Here is a 14,149-nt window from a genome sequence, read left to right as displayed (position 1 = left end):
GTCAAAGCGCTCCCATCACGGCGCCGCGAAACCCGATGACCACGCGCGCGCCTTGATAGGGGATCAACGCCACGTCGCGCGACTGGCCCGGTTCGAACCGCACCGCAGTGCCGCTGGCGATATCCAGCCGGTGCCCGCGCGCCGCCGCGCGATCGAAGTCCAGCGCCGGGTTGGTTTCGGCAAAGTGGTAATGGCTGCCCACCTGGATCGGCCGGTCGCCGGTGTTCGCCACAGTCAGCACCAGCACCGGGCGCCCGGCGTTGATCTCGATCTCGCCATCGGCGCACAGGATTTCACCGGGGATCATGACGGGTTCCTTCACCGGATGGGCTTATGCACGGTCACCAGCTTGGTGCCGTCGGGAAAGGTCGCTTCCACCTGGATGTCGTGGATCATCTCGGCAATGCCGGGCATGACCTGGTCGCGCGTCAGCACGTGGCCGCCGCTGGCCATCAGGTCGGCCACGCTGCGCCCATCGCGCGCGCCTTCCACCACGTGTTCGGTGATCAGCGCGATGGCTTCGGGATGGTTGAGCTTCACCCCGCGCTGCAACCGCCCGCGCGCCACCATCGCGGCCATCGCCACCAGCAGCTTGTCCTTCTCGCGCGGGGTCAGTTGCATCGCGTTCCTTTCAGCAGGTCCAAAGCGCCGGCAGGCGCGGCGCCAGCCCGAACACCGCCGCGCGCATGGCGCAGGCCGCCGCCATCACTTGCGCGCGCAGCGCCTGGGGCTCGGGCGCGGCCCAACGCAGCAGCAGCATGCCATCGAAACTGGTGGCCCCGCCATGGGGCGCAGGCGCCAGGCCCCGCGCCAGATCGAGATGCCTGGCCGCATCGCGCCCCACATAAAGCATCGTGGCCAGCGCGCGGGCCTGGCCCAGCCCATGGGGCAGTTCGCGGGAAAGCGTGCCCTGCTCGGCGCCATCGCCGTGCAAGTGCAGGGCATCGGCCCAGATCAGGCGCCCGTCGCGGCGGATATGCCAGGCATCGTGGACCAGCCCCTGGGTAAACGCCTCGCCCATGGCGCCGCGCCCCAGCACGAGCGTTTCGACCGCCAGCAAGGCGCCATCGCCCGCCACATCGGCTTCCAGCCGGCGGCGCAGGCGCGTGCCCTGAAACAGGATGGCTTCCTGGCCCAGCCATTCGCAGCGCCCGCCCGCGCCCACGCTCAGGTGGGTTTCCACGGCAATGTCGGGATCTTCGGGCAGCACGCGATAAAGCTTTTCGGCCGCTTGCGTGGTCACCGTGCCGCAGGCCCCCGGCTCCACCACCACCTGCACTGCCACGCGGTCTCCGCCGGTCAGGCCGCCGCTGGTGGTCAGGCTCACGGCCAGGGGAAATTCGCCGGCCGCGGCATCGGGAAACAGCAGGCGGCAAGGCGCCTTCTGGTAGATATCGCTGATCCCGTTGCCACCAAATGCCACGCGCGACAGGCCGGTCAGGCGCTGGTGCCCGGTCAGGCGCTGATGGCGGGCGGGGATCGCATGCATCGTGGCATCAGGCTATGCCCCGCCAACCCCGGCTCATGTAGCCAATTGCGCAACACGGCGTTGCCGCGCGCTCACGCCGCGCGCAGGTGGCTTCCCCCGCTGCGTGCGCCCGCAGCGCCATCGTCGATGCGGAAGCTGGCGAACGATTGCGCCAGCATGTTGACTTCGCGCGCCAGGCTTTCGGTGGCGGCAGTGGTTTCCTCCACCATGGCCGCATTCTGCTGGGTCATCCCGTCCATCGAACCGATTGCCGTGTTGATCTGGCTCAGGCCCGAAGACTGCTGCGTCGCGGTTTCCGAAATGGCGGAAATCACCCCGCCCACGCCGCTGACCTTGGCAATGATCCGCTGCAGCGATTCGCCCGTATCGTGCACCAGTTCAGAGCCCGATCGCACATGCTCGGTCACCGCGCCCACGCGGGCCTTGATTTCCTGCGCGGCTTCGGCGCTGCGCTGCGCCAGGGCGCGCACTTCGCTGGCCACCACGGCAAAGCCCTTGCCCGCCTCGCCGGCGCGCGCGGCTTCTACCCCGGCGTTCAGCGCCAGCAGGTTGGTCTGGAACGCGATCCCGTCGATCAGGGTAATGATCTCGGCAATCTCGCGGCTTGCCTGGTCCACGTCGCTCATCGCGGCAATGGCGCGGCCCACCACGTCGCCCCCGCGCGCCGCTTCGCTGCGCGCCTCGGCCATGGCCTGGTTGGCATTGCTCGTCAGGTCGGCATATTCCATCACCTTGCGGGTGATATCGGCCATGGCCGTGGCCGAAGCCTGGACATTGGCGGCCTGGCGCTCGCTGCGGTTCGAAAGGTCGATCGTTGCCTGCTTGATCTCGCCGGTCGTGCTGTTGATGCTGGCGATGGAGCCCTTGACCGTGCGCATTGCCGCGCCCAGCCGGCCCAGCGCCTGGTTGAAGTGGTCGGCCAGTTCCTGGAAATCGGCGGGCAACCCTTCCAGCCGCACGGTCAGATCAGCGTCGGCCAGCGCATGCAGCCCTTCGGCCAGGCACGCCATGGCGCGCTCGCGATCCTGCACCGCGGCCACGCGCATGCGCGCGGCATCGCGGAACACTTCCACCGCGCGGGCCATTTCGCCCAGCTCGTCGCTGCGGTCGGCATCGGGAATGTCGATCTCGTTGTTGCCCTGCGCCAGTTGCTTCATCGTCTGGGTCAGCAGGGTGATCGGTGCGGCAATCGCCCGGCTCAGCATGCGCGAAAGGAAGAACGGCAGCCCGATCAGCAGGATGCCGCCCAGCGCCAGCGTCGCCCAGGCCAGTGTGATGGCGCGGCCCTGGCTGGCGGTGTTGGCATCAATCGCCTCGCTCTGGATGTCGCGCAGCTTGCGCAGCGGCAGGACCGCATCGGTCACCAGCACCGCCTTGCCCGCCGCGCGCACCGCCGCCTGGGCGCCCATCTGGTCGCCAGACTTGACCACCTCGACGTACTTGTCGCCCCAGTTCTTCCGCCAGGCCAGCGTGGCCGCGCGCGATTGCAGCACCAGATCACGCTCGATCGGATCGGTCAGCGTGGTTTCCAGTTCGCGGCTCACCTTGTCGTAATCGTCGCGCCCTTCGTAATAGGACTTGAGATACGAAGGATCAGCCGTGACCAGGTAGCCGCGCAGCTGGCTGTTCTGGCGCAGCAGCGCGGTTTCCAGGGTCAAGGATGCGGCGTGAACGCCGCGGCTGTAGTCACTGCGTTCGGCCGATGCGCTGATCTGCGCGATATTAAGACCAAAGATCACGCTCATCAGCGCGGCCGTCAGCGCCACAGCCATCAGGGCAAAGACCAGCTTGCGGGGAATGGGCAGGTTGCGTTCCATATGCGATCTTTCGGCCTTGGCCATTTGGGGGAAACGAACGATCAGAAATCGAACCGCAGCGAACCGGTCACGGTGCGGCCGTTGAGGACCTGGGCATTGGCAAGGCCGCCCGCCGGAATGCTGGCCGCACCCAGTTGCACGATGGCCAGCTTGTCGAACACGTTGAAGGCGCTCAGGCCCAGTTCCAGCCGCCGCAACGGGCGCACGAAGACATAGGGGCTGACCAGCACATAGCCCGGCTGCTTGAGCACGTTGCTGTCCTGGGCATAGCTGCTGCTCAGGCCATTGACCTGCGCCCCCACGTTGAACAGGTCGGTGGCGTATTCGGGCCGCGCCTGAAACAGCAGCGAAGGCTGGTGGCGCGGGGTATGGCCCACCACCGTGGGATCGTTGAGATCGCTGTCGATGCGCGCCTTCACATACGTGGCGCCCAGCGTCAGCCGATAAGGGCCATGGTGCGCTTCGGCTTCCAGTTCCACGCCCTTGGCGCTGTAGTCGCGCTGCACGTTGAGCACCACCGTCGTGCCGCTGTCGTCGGCGCTGATCTGGTAGTCGTTTTCGTGCGAAGAGGCCCAGAACCCGGTAACATAGACCGCAAAGGCCGACTTGCGCAGCTTGAAGCCCGCCTCGGCCTGCTTGACCGGGGCATGGCTCAGCGAGGAATCGAGCAGCTTGCCCGTTTGGCCGTTGACCACCGGGGTGAACATGGCGCGCTCGCCGGTGGCCCGGCCGCCCTTGCTGTACCGGGCAAAGACCGATGCGTCGCTCGCCAGGCGATAATTCACGCCCGCCGAATACGAGACATAGCGATAGGTGTAGTCGGCAATGCCGGGGCGCGCGAGCGGCAGGATCCCCACGGCGCTTTCGACGCCGCTGATCGTGCCATCGTGGTTCATGTCGATGCTGCCGGTGCCGTTGCGCCCATCGCCCAGGTCGCCGCCAAACAGCGTGCCGCTCACCTTGCCGGTGTCCAGGCGAAGGCTGCCGCCCACGGAAACGCGGCCGAACTGGTAGTTGACCGAGGCGTAGGGCGCCAGCACGCGATATTCCAGGTCATAGCGGCGATGCCAGGCCGAAGGGTTGCCCAGCGAGCCCATCCCGAACGAGGAAAAGCCACCTTGCGTCCTGGCGGTGCCATCGGCGGCAAACACATCGACCAGCGCCGATCCGGCGTGGCCGGATACCGAAGTGACCGCGTTGTTGAAATTGAACAGCGTGTCGACCGATTGCTTGGCCGCATAGAGCCCGGCCGTGGTCGTCAGCTTGCCATCGCCCACGGGCCACACCCGCGTGGCGCGCAGGTCGTTCGCCACGTGGTCAAGCTTGTTGAGCTTGGCATTGATCTCGAACTGCAAGGCCAGCAGGCCATTGCCGCCGATCGTGGCAGGATCGGCAATGGCCTGCCCTGCCGATGGCCCGGTGGCATAGGCGAACGTGGCGCCCGGACCTGCCACCATCAGCCCGATCACCGAGGCAGGGGCAGTCGCCACCGGCAGTTCCTGGTTGTACGCGCCGCTGTTGGCCGAATAGTGGAACCGATCCGAAACCGTCCACCCGCCCAGTTCGAACTGCGTCTCGAAACCGACGCTGCGCGACTTGCCGCGAATGCCCTGGCGACCGTTGATCGCCATGGGATTGTTGCTTTCATCCAGGCCCAGGCCCGATGCGGTATAGCGCGTCAGGAAAGTGTCGCGCCGCGCGCTGGTGCCCGGCACGTTGCTGATCACCGGCTTGGCATTGCTGCCCGAAAGCAGCACGGGATATTCCGAGTAGTCGGGCTCGCGGTCGTCCAGGAACTTGCCGTAGAAGCGGATATAGCCGCCGGCGAATTCGCGCGTGACGTTCAGCTTGACCTGCCCGCCCGAAAAGGCGTTGTAACCGATATGGCGCGGCCCCTCGCCGGTGCGATAAAATCCACCCACGTGAAAGCGCCAGCCTTGACCAAGGGGCGAGCCATAGGAAAAGTCCATGCGGTTGAGATCGTAGCCCAGCCCGCCGGAATAGCGCACGGCACCCCCGGCTTCCTCGCCGGTCTTGGAAATCAGGTTGATCACCCCGCCCGGCGAATTGGACGCAAACGTCGAAGCCGAACCGCCGCGAATGGCCTGGACTTGCGACAGGCTGAGATCGGCACGCACGAAGGAATCGAGCAACCCGAAGTGGATGTCGCCGAATTCCATCACCGGCAAGCCGTCTTCCTGGATGAGCAGGTACTTCGAACCATCGCCCGACAGCGGCAGTCCGCGCACGGTCATCGACGAATAGCCGTCGGTGCCGGTGGATTCGGCGCGAATGCCCGGCATGTTGCCGATGATCGCGGCCGTCGCCGTCACGCCCAGGCGCTGCAGGTCGGCTTCGTCCAGCGACGTTGCCGAAATCGCCGAATCCAGCAGGTCGCGCCCCTTGGCAACGCCGGTGCTGAATGTCTTGGCGGCCCGCGCCGGGGCGGCGGCCACCGCGCCGGGGTGATGCCCTTCTCCCGCATGGTCAGACACGTCTGCACCATCGGCGGCAAAGGCACCGGTGGAAACCATCATCGTGGCGGAAGCCAGCAGGGTAAAACGCAAGGTCATTTCCGATCTTCTCCCGATGCAACGGCATCTCCTGGGCCGGATTAGGGAAGGATCGCGAAATTATCTGTTGCGATTATATAGGCAGATTTGCGGAGGGTTAATGCAACCAGCGCAATAGAAATCAAATTTCTACGCAAACATACTTACGTATTTGGCGAAGATCGCGCCGTTTGACCATGGCGCATAGGTTCCAGCTCCCACCTGCCCTTTCAGGCAAGCCACTCGATCCATTCGCCATAGGGATGGACGCGCGCCAGGGTCTGGGTCTGTCCGCCGCTTCGCGCCCCCGCACCCCAATGCGTGGCCTGCAACATCACCGCGCTGCGATCCGCCGCCCATTCCAGCCCGATCCAGGCCAGCGGCCGTTCGGGCGTGGCCGCAGCGCCGGCGCGGATGATCGTCGCGGTGATCTCGCCGCGCTCCCCGGCCGACAGATACTGCATGACCATCGAATGCACGATCACCCTGCGGGTGCCCTGGGCCTGCGGCGCGGCCAGGCGGCGCTCCAGCCAGGGCGCGGCGCTTTCGCGGTCCACCAGCGGCGGATGGCGGCGCGCGATCGCGAGCGCGGCCTGCAGCCGCGCCAGGCGATCGGGCTTGTCGGGCCAGACATAGGCCTGCATGCGCGTGGCGCTTGCCGGCTCGCGTGGATCGATCGGCGCCAGGTCCACCCCGCGCGCGCTGGCAATGCGCAACGCAGCCGGCGGTGGAGATGCCCCGCGCCAATCTGGCACGATGGACAAGGGCGAATCCGCCGGCCCGCAGGTCCTGCGCCCAAGGACATGGCGATAGTGCCCCAGATTGAGATTGAGACCTGCACTGGCGCCCACTTCCAGCAATTCCACCGGCAGCGGCCCTTGCCTGTCCAGCGTCAGCAGCGCAGCGGCAAAGGCGGCCGATCGCGCCACTTCGTTGGTCTGGGTGGGGTGGGCCATCCAGCCGATGACAAACCCCTGGTGCAGCGCCAGCGCTTCGCCCACGGCTGCTTCGAAATCACCATTCTGGCTCGCAAACAGTGCAGCAAGGCGGGGCGGATCGCCCGCCAGCGCAAGGGCATGCAGCGCCGAAGCAAGCCTGAACGCCACGGCATCGGCGCCGAATTCGCCCGGCCAGTTGTCGAACATCAGCGCCAGTTCGGGGGCTTGGTCAAGTTGCCGCCAGGCCGCTTCCACCAACCGCGCCACGAAAGGTGAACCAAGCGCGGCAATGCGCGCGGCGTGGGTCCGCAAGCCATCCCGCCGGGGCTCTGCCACCACGCCCACCCTGGGCCCCGCCCCCGGCCCGGCGCCTTGGCCAAAACGCTTGCCCTGCCCCGCGGCGCTGGCCACTTCGTCTCGGGCCGGCAAAGAAACCGCCATCATCGTCAACGCCAATCGTGCCTGATCCATATCCACTTGCACGATATGGACGATCAGGCCCCAACAGGCCTCCACCACCCATCACGTAGAGATGCGTAGTCCCCCGTTCATGATGGCCATCACCACCAAACCCGCACCCCGGCCAGCGCGCGCAGCGCCGCGGCTTTTTCGCCGCCGGCGCGCACCGCCCGTGCAGTGCCGCCCAGTTGCCGTTCCCACGAAAGGCCAAGATAGGGCGCAAACGTGCGGCGCAGTTCATACCGCAGGCGCAGGCCCGCCTCGACCCGGTCGATTCCGGCGCCGCGGTCCCGGCTTCGGTCGCCGTGTAGGTCCGGCATGGCCTGCGCCGCCCAATCCAGTTCCACGCGCGGCTGCGCCACCAGGCGCTGGGTCACGCGTTGGTCATAGCTTGCTTCGGCCCGCCCGCTCACTTCGCCGCGGGTGGACAGGAAGACCGAGGTTTCCACATCGAACCAATAGGGTGCCAGGCCCTCGATGGTCAGCGCGGCATGGGTACGCCCCTGCCCTGCCCCCAGGTCCTGGCGCAGGCCCGCGCGCAAGTTGAACCAGGGATCCAGGGCATGGAGCCAGCCGGCCTGTGCTTCGGCGCGGTCCAGCCGCCCGCCAAAGGCCCCCTCGCCGCGTGTTTCGACGGCCAGCCGGTCGCTGTCGCCGCCCCACCAGCCCTTGGCTTCCCAGGCATAGTCGTCCCCGCCGCGCAGTTCCAGCTGGTCCACCATCACCTGGCTTACCGCCATGCCACCGCTTTCGCGAACCAGCGCGGTTCGTGCCCGCGCCATGGCCTGCGGATCGAACAGCGCATCGGCAGCGTGATCGACCGGTGGCGCCGGGGGAGCCTCCTGCCCGTGCGCCACGCCGCTGCCCAGCGCCAAGGCGGCGGCCCATCCCAGGCCGCGCTTCATGCCACCTGCTCCCGCACGGTGACCACACGAAACATGCCGGCATGCATGTGCAGCAGCATGTGGCAGTGAAACGCCCAATCCCCCACCGCGTCGGCCGTCAGGTCGAAGCTCGCCTTGCCGCCGGGCAGCACGTTGATGGTGTGCTTGCGCGGCGCGGCTTCCTCCGCCCCGTTCACCAGGTCAAAGAAATGACCATGCAAATGAATGGGATGGGGCATCATCGTATCGTTGATCAGCGTCACCCTTACCCGCTCGCCGGCACGAAATGCCAGTGGCGCAGGGTTCTCGCTCAGCTTCACCCCGTCGAACGACCACATGTAGCGTTCCATGTTGGCGGTCAGGTGTATGTCGAGGCTGCGCGTCGGCGGCGCCTGGGCGCGCGGCACCCGCGCCTTGAGATCGGCATACGTCAACACGCGATGGTCCACGTCCTCCAGCCCGGTCGGCCGGTCGGCCAGGCGGTCCACCGGCGCGGCGGCCAGCGTCGCCACGCCCGGCCCCATGCGCATCGTGGGCGGCGCCAGGCTCTTGTCGCGCATTTTCATGCCGCCATGGCCATGATGATGGGCCGGCGCGGGCTCTGGCGCCGAGAGGTCCAGCGTGCCGGCCGCCATGTCCATCCCGGTCATGTCCATGCCGCCCATGCCCATGTCGCGCATGGTCAGCAGCGGCCGCTTGCGCCGCGGCGGGATCGGTGCCGCCATCCCCGCTACCGGCGCAAGGGTTGCGCGGCACTGGCCCGATCTGTCGATGGCTTCGGCAATGATCGCAACGGGTTGCATCGAATTGGGCTGCACGATCAGGTCATAGGTTTCGGCAATGCCGATCTGCAGTTCATCGGTTTCCACCGGCGTCACGTCGCCACCGTCGGCCGCCACCACCTGGATTGGCAAGCCGGGCAGACGCACGTTGAAATTGGTCATCGCCGCGGCATTGATCACGCGCAGCCGCACTCGCTCGCCGGGGGTAAACAGCCCGGTCCAGTTGCCCGCGCTGTCGTGGCCATTGATGCAATAACTGTAGGTAGACCCCGTCACATCGGAAATGTCGGTCGGGTCCATGCGCATCCTGCCCCAGTCTAGCCGGTCGGCCAGGGACTGGTCGCGCCCGGCCAGCAAGCCGGCCAGGGTCTGCTGCTGGCGGTTGTAGAACCCGCCCTGCTGTTTCAAGCGCTTGAACAGCATATGCGGGTGCACGTCGGTCCAGTCGTGCAGCATCACCACGTGCTCGCGCGCGGCCGCTTCCGCCTCGCCCGCGGCAGGGTCGATCACGATCGGGCCGAACAGGCCCATCGCTTCCTGCATCCCACTATGGCCGTGATACCAGTATGTTCCGGCCTGGCGCACGGTAAACACATGGTCAAAGCTCTGCCCTGGCGCAATGCCGGGATAGCTGATGCCGGGCACGCCATCGAACTGGAACGGCACAAGCAGACCGTGCCAATGGATCGAGGTATCTTCGTCCAGGTGGTTGTGCACGCGCAGACAAACCTGCTGCCCTTCGCGCAGGCGGATCATGGGCCCGGGCGTCGTGCCATTGACCGTCACGGCATGGCCACGCCGCCCGCCCAGCACGACCGGCGCATGGCCTACCGTCAATTCGATCAACTCGCCCGAAAGCGTGGCCGGCGCCGCGCCCATCGCGCTATGCCGCATGCCCGCGCCATCGCCCATGGCGCGCGCCCAGTCGGGCAAGATCGTGCCCATTCCTGCGCCGCCCAATGCGGCTATCATCGTGCGTCGATCCACGGTTTCAGTCCTCTTCGCCAAGCACCTCGGCAAGGCGCTTTCTTGCGCGGTAAACTCTTGTCTCTACGGCTTTTTCGCTCACGCCCAAGAGAGCGGCGATATCGCGCTGCGCCATGCCCTCAACACCGTGCAGCACGATTGCCTCGCGCAAGGGCGCCGGCAGGCCTGCAATGGCATTGGCCGTACGCACCAGCTCGGCCCGTGCGCCTGCTTCCTGCTCCGGCCCAGGGGCTGGATCGGGCGCTTGCGCTGCCACCTCCTCGCCGCCGCGGTCGTCGCCCGTTGCACGCCAGCCCGACCAGAACCGCCGCACCGCTTGCCGTCGCCGCCAATCACGCCCCTTGTTCAGTGCAATCCGTCCCAGCCACCAGCGCATGGGCCGCTTCGGGTCATAGCGCGCCAAGGCGGCAAACGCGGCGATGAAGGTTTCCTGCGTGACATCCAGCGCGGCATCGGCCTGCCCGGTCTGCGCCCAGGCCACGCGATAGACCGCCTGGCGATGGCGCACCATGAGGTGGCGATAGGCTTGCTCGTCCCCCGCCAGGGCCGCGCGCACCAGCGCGGCATCGTCTGCCTGATCCAGCCCGTGGCGCACGCTGCCGCCGGCCCGTCAGCGGCGTTGCACGGGCTGCGCCGCCGCTTCGGGCGTTGTCCGGGTCAGGGCCGTGACCATGGCTTGGTCAAAGCGCACCTGTTGCTCGGGCCGCAGCACGCCGCGCATGGCAAACAGGTGTTGCAGCGTTTCCTTTTGCAGCATGCCCATGGCCTGATGCGAACGGTCCACCGCCGCCGCCACGCGCGGGCCATAGCCCTTTTCCGCCACGATCGCCTGTGCCAGGTCGCGGTTGTCCTGCGCCATCTGGGCGCCATAGCGCGCCTGCGCCGCGGCATAATCGCGCTCCAGCCGCGCAATCGCCTGCTCCTGGCCGGCATCGAGCGCCAGATCGCGATGAATCAAGGTGTGAAACGTGGTTTCCAGGGGCTGTGCGGGCCGAAACAGCACGCGCCCCACCCCCACCCCCGCCAAGGCCGCCACGAAGGCCAGCAAGACCGCCAGGGCCGTTTGGCGCGCGCCCATCACCCTGCCCCCAGCAAGACCACCGAAGGCGCCTGTGGCGGCAGAGCCAGCGGCCCTGCAGCCAGGCTTCGTGCGTCGTCACCGGGCTGCGGCGCGCGCAGCGGCGATTGCTGCTGGGCCAGCCCGCCCGCCAGGCCTACGGCCAAAGCCAGGGCTCCGGTCCAGGCGAGCTGGCGCCGCGCCTGGGCCTGTTGGCGGCGCAGGGCAAATCCCGCCATCACCGCCTGTTCGGTGCACGCCCAATCGAGTGCTGCTCCATCCGGCGCGACATCGGCCCGTGCACGCAACTGGGCCAGTCTTTCGTCTACGCTGGTCATCGGCATCGGCATCTCCTGTTCGCACCCTTGGCGCCTTTACCGCATCATACGCAGGCCGCGCCCCGCCCCCTCACCGCCATCGAACATTTTTTGGCGCGGCGGCAAGGGATCGCCGCACGGCATGCGTATCGGCTTTCAGGATATCCTCGAAAGGCTTGTACATGCACTCTCGCTCGCTTTCCGCGCTTGCCTTGGTCGGCGCCATGCTGGCCGCCCCCTTCCCCGCCCTGGCCAAGCCATCGCTGGCCAGGGCCAGTCCGGCGGCAGAGGCTGCCGTTTCCGCCCCACGGCAGATCACGCTCATCTTTGCCGAGCCGGTGTCCCTGCCCACCGCTCCCCTCGCCCTGGTCATGACGGCGATGCCCGGCATGGCACACCACAATCCGATGACCGTCACCGGCTTCGCCATCCGGCTTGGCGATGACGGGCGGACCCTCGTCGCCACCCTGCCACGCGCACTTCCGGCCGGCACCTATCGCCTCACCTGGCATGCGGCGGACAAGGGCGGCGAAAGTGCCGACGGCAGCTACAGTTTCACCGTCAAATAGAAAGCCGTGCAGAAAGGTCGGTCAAGAGACTGAATTTGCACATATTTTCGTTTTCGGCCGGTTTTGCCCCGATTTGCGGCAAAACCGGCCGAAATTCCTTGTAGCTGCCAACCGCTGAAGTTTCGCGCTATCTATTTGGTTTTTAATCCAAAATAACGCCAAAAGGCTATTTTGAGGCCGCCCACACAGGATTTGCCCTTACTCCGCTGGGCGCCCATGCACGGCCGCCGCAGCCCTGCCCCTTCCCCCGTATCAATCAGACCAAAGAGTCTTCCTGCCGGTTAGATCCTCTTTAAAGGGGTTAGACAAGTTAAGGCTGCGACCGATGCGGGCGAATCGCCGTGACCTCGCGATTCGTGCAAATGCCCCTGTTCCCGATAGATCGAGATTATGTTCCTGATGGATCGATGCGCCGTTCCCGAAAGGTCGTCTCCGCGTTCCCGATGGATCGACGGGCCGTTCCCGAAGGGTCGAAACCCGCGTTATGGCGTTCCCGATAGGTCGAACTTTGCCACGAACAGCCCAATTGACGCGACGGTTTGAATTTCTTTTTTGGAACAGGCCACGTGGAAGGTTCAATTGCGACAGAGGATTTCGCAGCCCCGCTCGCGGCCACCAACAGGCACGACACATCGCGAACGGATCGAGCAATCGTAGGATGCAGCGCATCGCGGTTTGCTTGGTTGTCTGCCAAATAGGGATGATCGTCGCGTTCGGGCATTGCTCGCGTTCGTCCACTCTCGCCGGTTCCTGATCCCGTCGCCGCCGTCGTCGTGTCCTGCCGGCAAGGCGCGTGGGAGCGGGCAAGTGTGTCTTGCCACCCTCCCCTCCCCTCCCCGCGCCGGCATCGCATATGGCGCGCTCGGTGTTTGGGGGGTGGTATGGCGAAGGATGTATCCGGCCAGAGAGCCGCGTGGGCCCTTGGCGCGTTCCCCTGCTGATCGTCATTGGCCAGCAGGGGAAGCGCGCGGGCGTGATTGCCTGCGCGCGCGGTTGGCTCAGCGCAGGGTGTGGCGGTGCTTTTCGTGATGGCGCTTGGTCCAGCCGATGAAGGCACGCTGCCAGTCGGCCGGGGTGCGTGCGGCATCGGCTGACACCCAGCGTTCGAACTCGGCATGCAAGGCGTGGAAGTCCCAGCCTGGGCACGTCTCGCGCAAGTGCGCCAGGGTTTCATCGGTCATGAAGCCGCGCGTGGCGGCGTGGCTCAATCCGGCAATGGTCGAGCGGATCAGGCTGCGTGCATCGACCGTGGCAGGCTTTGCAGCAGGGGCAGGCGTGGCCGCAATCGCGGGCGAAGCCGTGCGCGCGGGGGTCGGCTCCGGTCGGGCTTCGGGTGCGGGCAGGGCCTGTGGGGCGGGCAGTGGGGCCGGTAGCGGGGAGTGTCGTTTCCCCGGGGAAACGACTTCGGCGCCGTCCTTGCCGTCCACCCGGCGCATGCGCAAGAGCGGTTCGCCGGCCTTGCCTTGTTCAACGTTCAGGGCATAGCCGGGCAGGGCATCCTTTTCCGCCAGCTTGAGGATTTCGAACTTGAAGCGGCGATATTCGCCTTCCGCGCCCGATTTTTCGAACAAAGTCGGCATGGCAATGGCAAAGCCGTCTTCGCCGGCACCGCCAGCGTGCTTGCGCGCCACTTTGTACAGCCAGCGCTCGCGGCCACCGGTGATGTTGAAATAGGCGCGGTCGATCGCCAGGACGCCGCCTTGCATCATCACGCCTTCCCAGAACCAGTTGGATAGCTCCAGCGTCATGCCCTTGGAACGCTCGGTGCGTTCGTCGACGAGCTGGGTCCAGCCATCGAGCCACGAGAAGGTGGCTTCGCGGCGGTTTTCGGCGCGGATGTTGGTCTTGATCGTGGTGGCAACCAGTCGATCGAGCGCCTGGCCCAGCAGTTCATAGGCGCGCCCGGTGGTGGGGCGGCCGATCGCGCGCAGCAGGTCATAAGGCATGATGTTGAGCTTGCGCGGCACATCGTTGGCACCACGCCGCACCATGTCGGCCAGCACGCTGGCGCAATAGATCAGGATGTCCGCGTCCCAGATCGTGGCCATGCCATAGTCCGGGTTGCCCGAGACGTGCACCCACAGCTTGCCGTCGGGGCTGGTATAGTCGATCGGCTTGGTGCGCTTGGTCTTGGCCAGCGAAAAGAACGGGCGTTCCATCATCTCGCGCTGGTCGCGCAAGGGCATGTCGGCCACGTAAGGCAGGAAGACGTCGAAGCGTTCGCTGCTGGCGGAAGGTTTGCTGCGGGTCATGGAGATGCCGGTATTGCTGGATGGGGAAGGGGAAGCAGATGCGCCA

The 14,149-nt window shown here is 66.5% G+C and carries 13 protein-coding genes; 1 reads left to right on the top strand and 12 read right to left on the bottom strand.

All coding sequences use genetic code 11. The features are described from left to right. Position 1: 1 nt before the first annotated feature. The 11 genes from R9J51_RS20645 to R9J51_RS20595 form a co-directional block, all read right to left on the bottom strand. Positions 2-307 (bottom strand): urease subunit beta, encoded by a 306-nt coding sequence (locus R9J51_RS20645; protein WP_169475212.1) that lies wholly within the window; start codon positions 305-307, stop codon positions 2-4. Between the two features lie 11 nt (positions 308-318). Next, a complete protein-coding gene (locus R9J51_RS20640; RefSeq protein ID WP_179562704.1) occupies positions 319-621 on the bottom strand; it encodes an urease subunit gamma in 303 nt (100 codons plus the stop codon). 10 nt (positions 622-631) lie between these two features. Continuing rightward, entirely contained in the window at positions 632-1,489 is an 858-nt protein-coding gene (locus tag R9J51_RS20635) for an urease accessory protein UreD (protein ID WP_179562706.1), read from the bottom strand. 71 nt (positions 1,490-1,560) lie between these two features. Beyond that, complete coding sequence (locus R9J51_RS20630) at positions 1,561-3,306, bottom strand: methyl-accepting chemotaxis protein (RefSeq protein WP_168557485.1); 1,746 nt, start codon at positions 3,304-3,306, stop codon at positions 1,561-1,563. A 41-nt stretch (positions 3,307-3,347) separates the two neighbouring features. After that, entirely contained in the window at positions 3,348-5,879 is a 2,532-nt protein-coding gene (locus R9J51_RS20625) for a TonB-dependent receptor (protein ID WP_179562708.1), read from the bottom strand. Between the two features lie 209 nt (positions 5,880-6,088). Next, on the bottom strand, positions 6,089-7,240 hold the full coding sequence (locus R9J51_RS20620) for a DUF2332 family protein (RefSeq protein ID WP_179562710.1): 1,152 nt from the start codon (positions 7,238-7,240) through the stop codon (positions 6,089-6,091). 116 nt (positions 7,241-7,356) lie between these two features. After that, a complete protein-coding gene (locus R9J51_RS20615) occupies positions 7,357-8,160 on the bottom strand; it encodes a copper resistance protein B (protein WP_179562712.1) in 804 nt (267 codons plus the stop codon). Next, positions 8,157-9,893: a copper resistance system multicopper oxidase gene (locus R9J51_RS20610; protein WP_179562714.1), complete on the bottom strand. Its 1,737-nt coding sequence runs from the start codon at positions 9,891-9,893 to the stop codon at positions 8,157-8,159. The genes R9J51_RS20615 and R9J51_RS20610 overlap by 4 nt, the downstream gene beginning before the upstream one ends. Positions 9,894-9,912: 19 nt before the next feature. Continuing rightward, positions 9,913-10,503 (bottom strand): RNA polymerase sigma factor, encoded by a 591-nt coding sequence (locus R9J51_RS20605; protein ID WP_432788064.1) that lies wholly within the window; start codon positions 10,501-10,503, stop codon positions 9,913-9,915. 15 nt (positions 10,504-10,518) lie between these two features. Then, positions 10,519-10,986: a periplasmic heavy metal sensor gene (locus R9J51_RS20600; protein WP_179562716.1), complete on the bottom strand. Its 468-nt coding sequence runs from the start codon at positions 10,984-10,986 to the stop codon at positions 10,519-10,521. Then, the gene (locus tag R9J51_RS20595; RefSeq protein WP_179562718.1) at positions 10,986-11,303 is read right to left on the bottom strand and encodes a hypothetical protein; all 318 of its coding nucleotides are present in this window, start codon (positions 11,301-11,303) and stop codon (positions 10,986-10,988) included. The genes R9J51_RS20600 and R9J51_RS20595 overlap by 1 nt, the downstream gene beginning before the upstream one ends. 161 nt (positions 11,304-11,464) lie before the next feature. Between R9J51_RS20595 and R9J51_RS20590 the strand changes: the two genes are divergently transcribed. After that, positions 11,465-11,851: a copper resistance protein CopC gene (locus tag R9J51_RS20590; RefSeq protein WP_179562720.1), complete on the top strand. Its 387-nt coding sequence runs from the start codon at positions 11,465-11,467 to the stop codon at positions 11,849-11,851. 998 nt (positions 11,852-12,849) lie between these two features. Here the strand turns inward: R9J51_RS20590 and R9J51_RS20585 are convergent. Then, positions 12,850-14,103: a replication initiator protein A gene (locus R9J51_RS20585; protein ID WP_179562722.1), complete on the bottom strand. Its 1,254-nt coding sequence runs from the start codon at positions 14,101-14,103 to the stop codon at positions 12,850-12,852. Positions 14,104-14,149 lie beyond the last annotated feature (46 nt).

Origin of the sequence: Novosphingobium rhizosphaerae (assembly GCF_050920675.1) — a bacterium.
Classification (GTDB): Bacteria; Pseudomonadota; Alphaproteobacteria; order Sphingomonadales; family Sphingomonadaceae; genus Novosphingobium; species Novosphingobium rhizosphaerae.
The sequence above is the reverse complement of the archived record's forward strand: the minus strand, read 5'-3'. Positions and strand labels throughout refer to the sequence as shown.

Coding starts and splice junctions, on each gene's coding strand:
- R9J51_RS20640 (WP_179562704.1), bottom strand. CDS start 621: ATGCAACTGACCCCGCGCGAGAAGGACAAGCTGCTGGTGGCGATGGCC.
- R9J51_RS20620 (WP_179562710.1), bottom strand. CDS start 7,240: ATGATGGCGGTTTCTTTGCCGGCCCGAGACGAAGTGGCCAGCGCCGCG.
- R9J51_RS20630 (WP_168557485.1), bottom strand. CDS start 3,306: ATGGAACGCAACCTGCCCATTCCCCGCAAGCTGGTCTTTGCCCTGATG.
- R9J51_RS20645 (WP_169475212.1), bottom strand. CDS start 307: ATGATCCCCGGTGAAATCCTGTGCGCCGATGGCGAGATCGAGATCAAC.
- R9J51_RS20585 (WP_179562722.1), bottom strand. CDS start 14,103: ATGACCCGCAGCAAACCTTCCGCCAGCAGCGAACGCTTCGACGTCTTC.
- R9J51_RS20615 (WP_179562712.1), bottom strand. CDS start 8,160: ATGAAGCGCGGCCTGGGATGGGCCGCCGCCTTGGCGCTGGGCAGCGGC.
- R9J51_RS20610 (WP_179562714.1), bottom strand. CDS start 9,893: ATGATAGCCGCATTGGGCGGCGCAGGAATGGGCACGATCTTGCCCGAC.
- R9J51_RS20590 (WP_179562720.1), top strand. CDS start 11,465: ATGCACTCTCGCTCGCTTTCCGCGCTTGCCTTGGTCGGCGCCATGCTG.
- R9J51_RS20600 (WP_179562716.1), bottom strand. CDS start 10,986: ATGGGCGCGCGCCAAACGGCCCTGGCGGTCTTGCTGGCCTTCGTGGCG.
- R9J51_RS20625 (WP_179562708.1), bottom strand. CDS start 5,879: ATGACCTTGCGTTTTACCCTGCTGGCTTCCGCCACGATGATGGTTTCC.
- R9J51_RS20595 (WP_179562718.1), bottom strand. CDS start 11,303: ATGACCAGCGTAGACGAAAGACTGGCCCAGTTGCGTGCACGGGCCGAT.
- R9J51_RS20635 (WP_179562706.1), bottom strand. CDS start 1,489: ATGCATGCGATCCCCGCCCGCCATCAGCGCCTGACCGGGCACCAGCGC.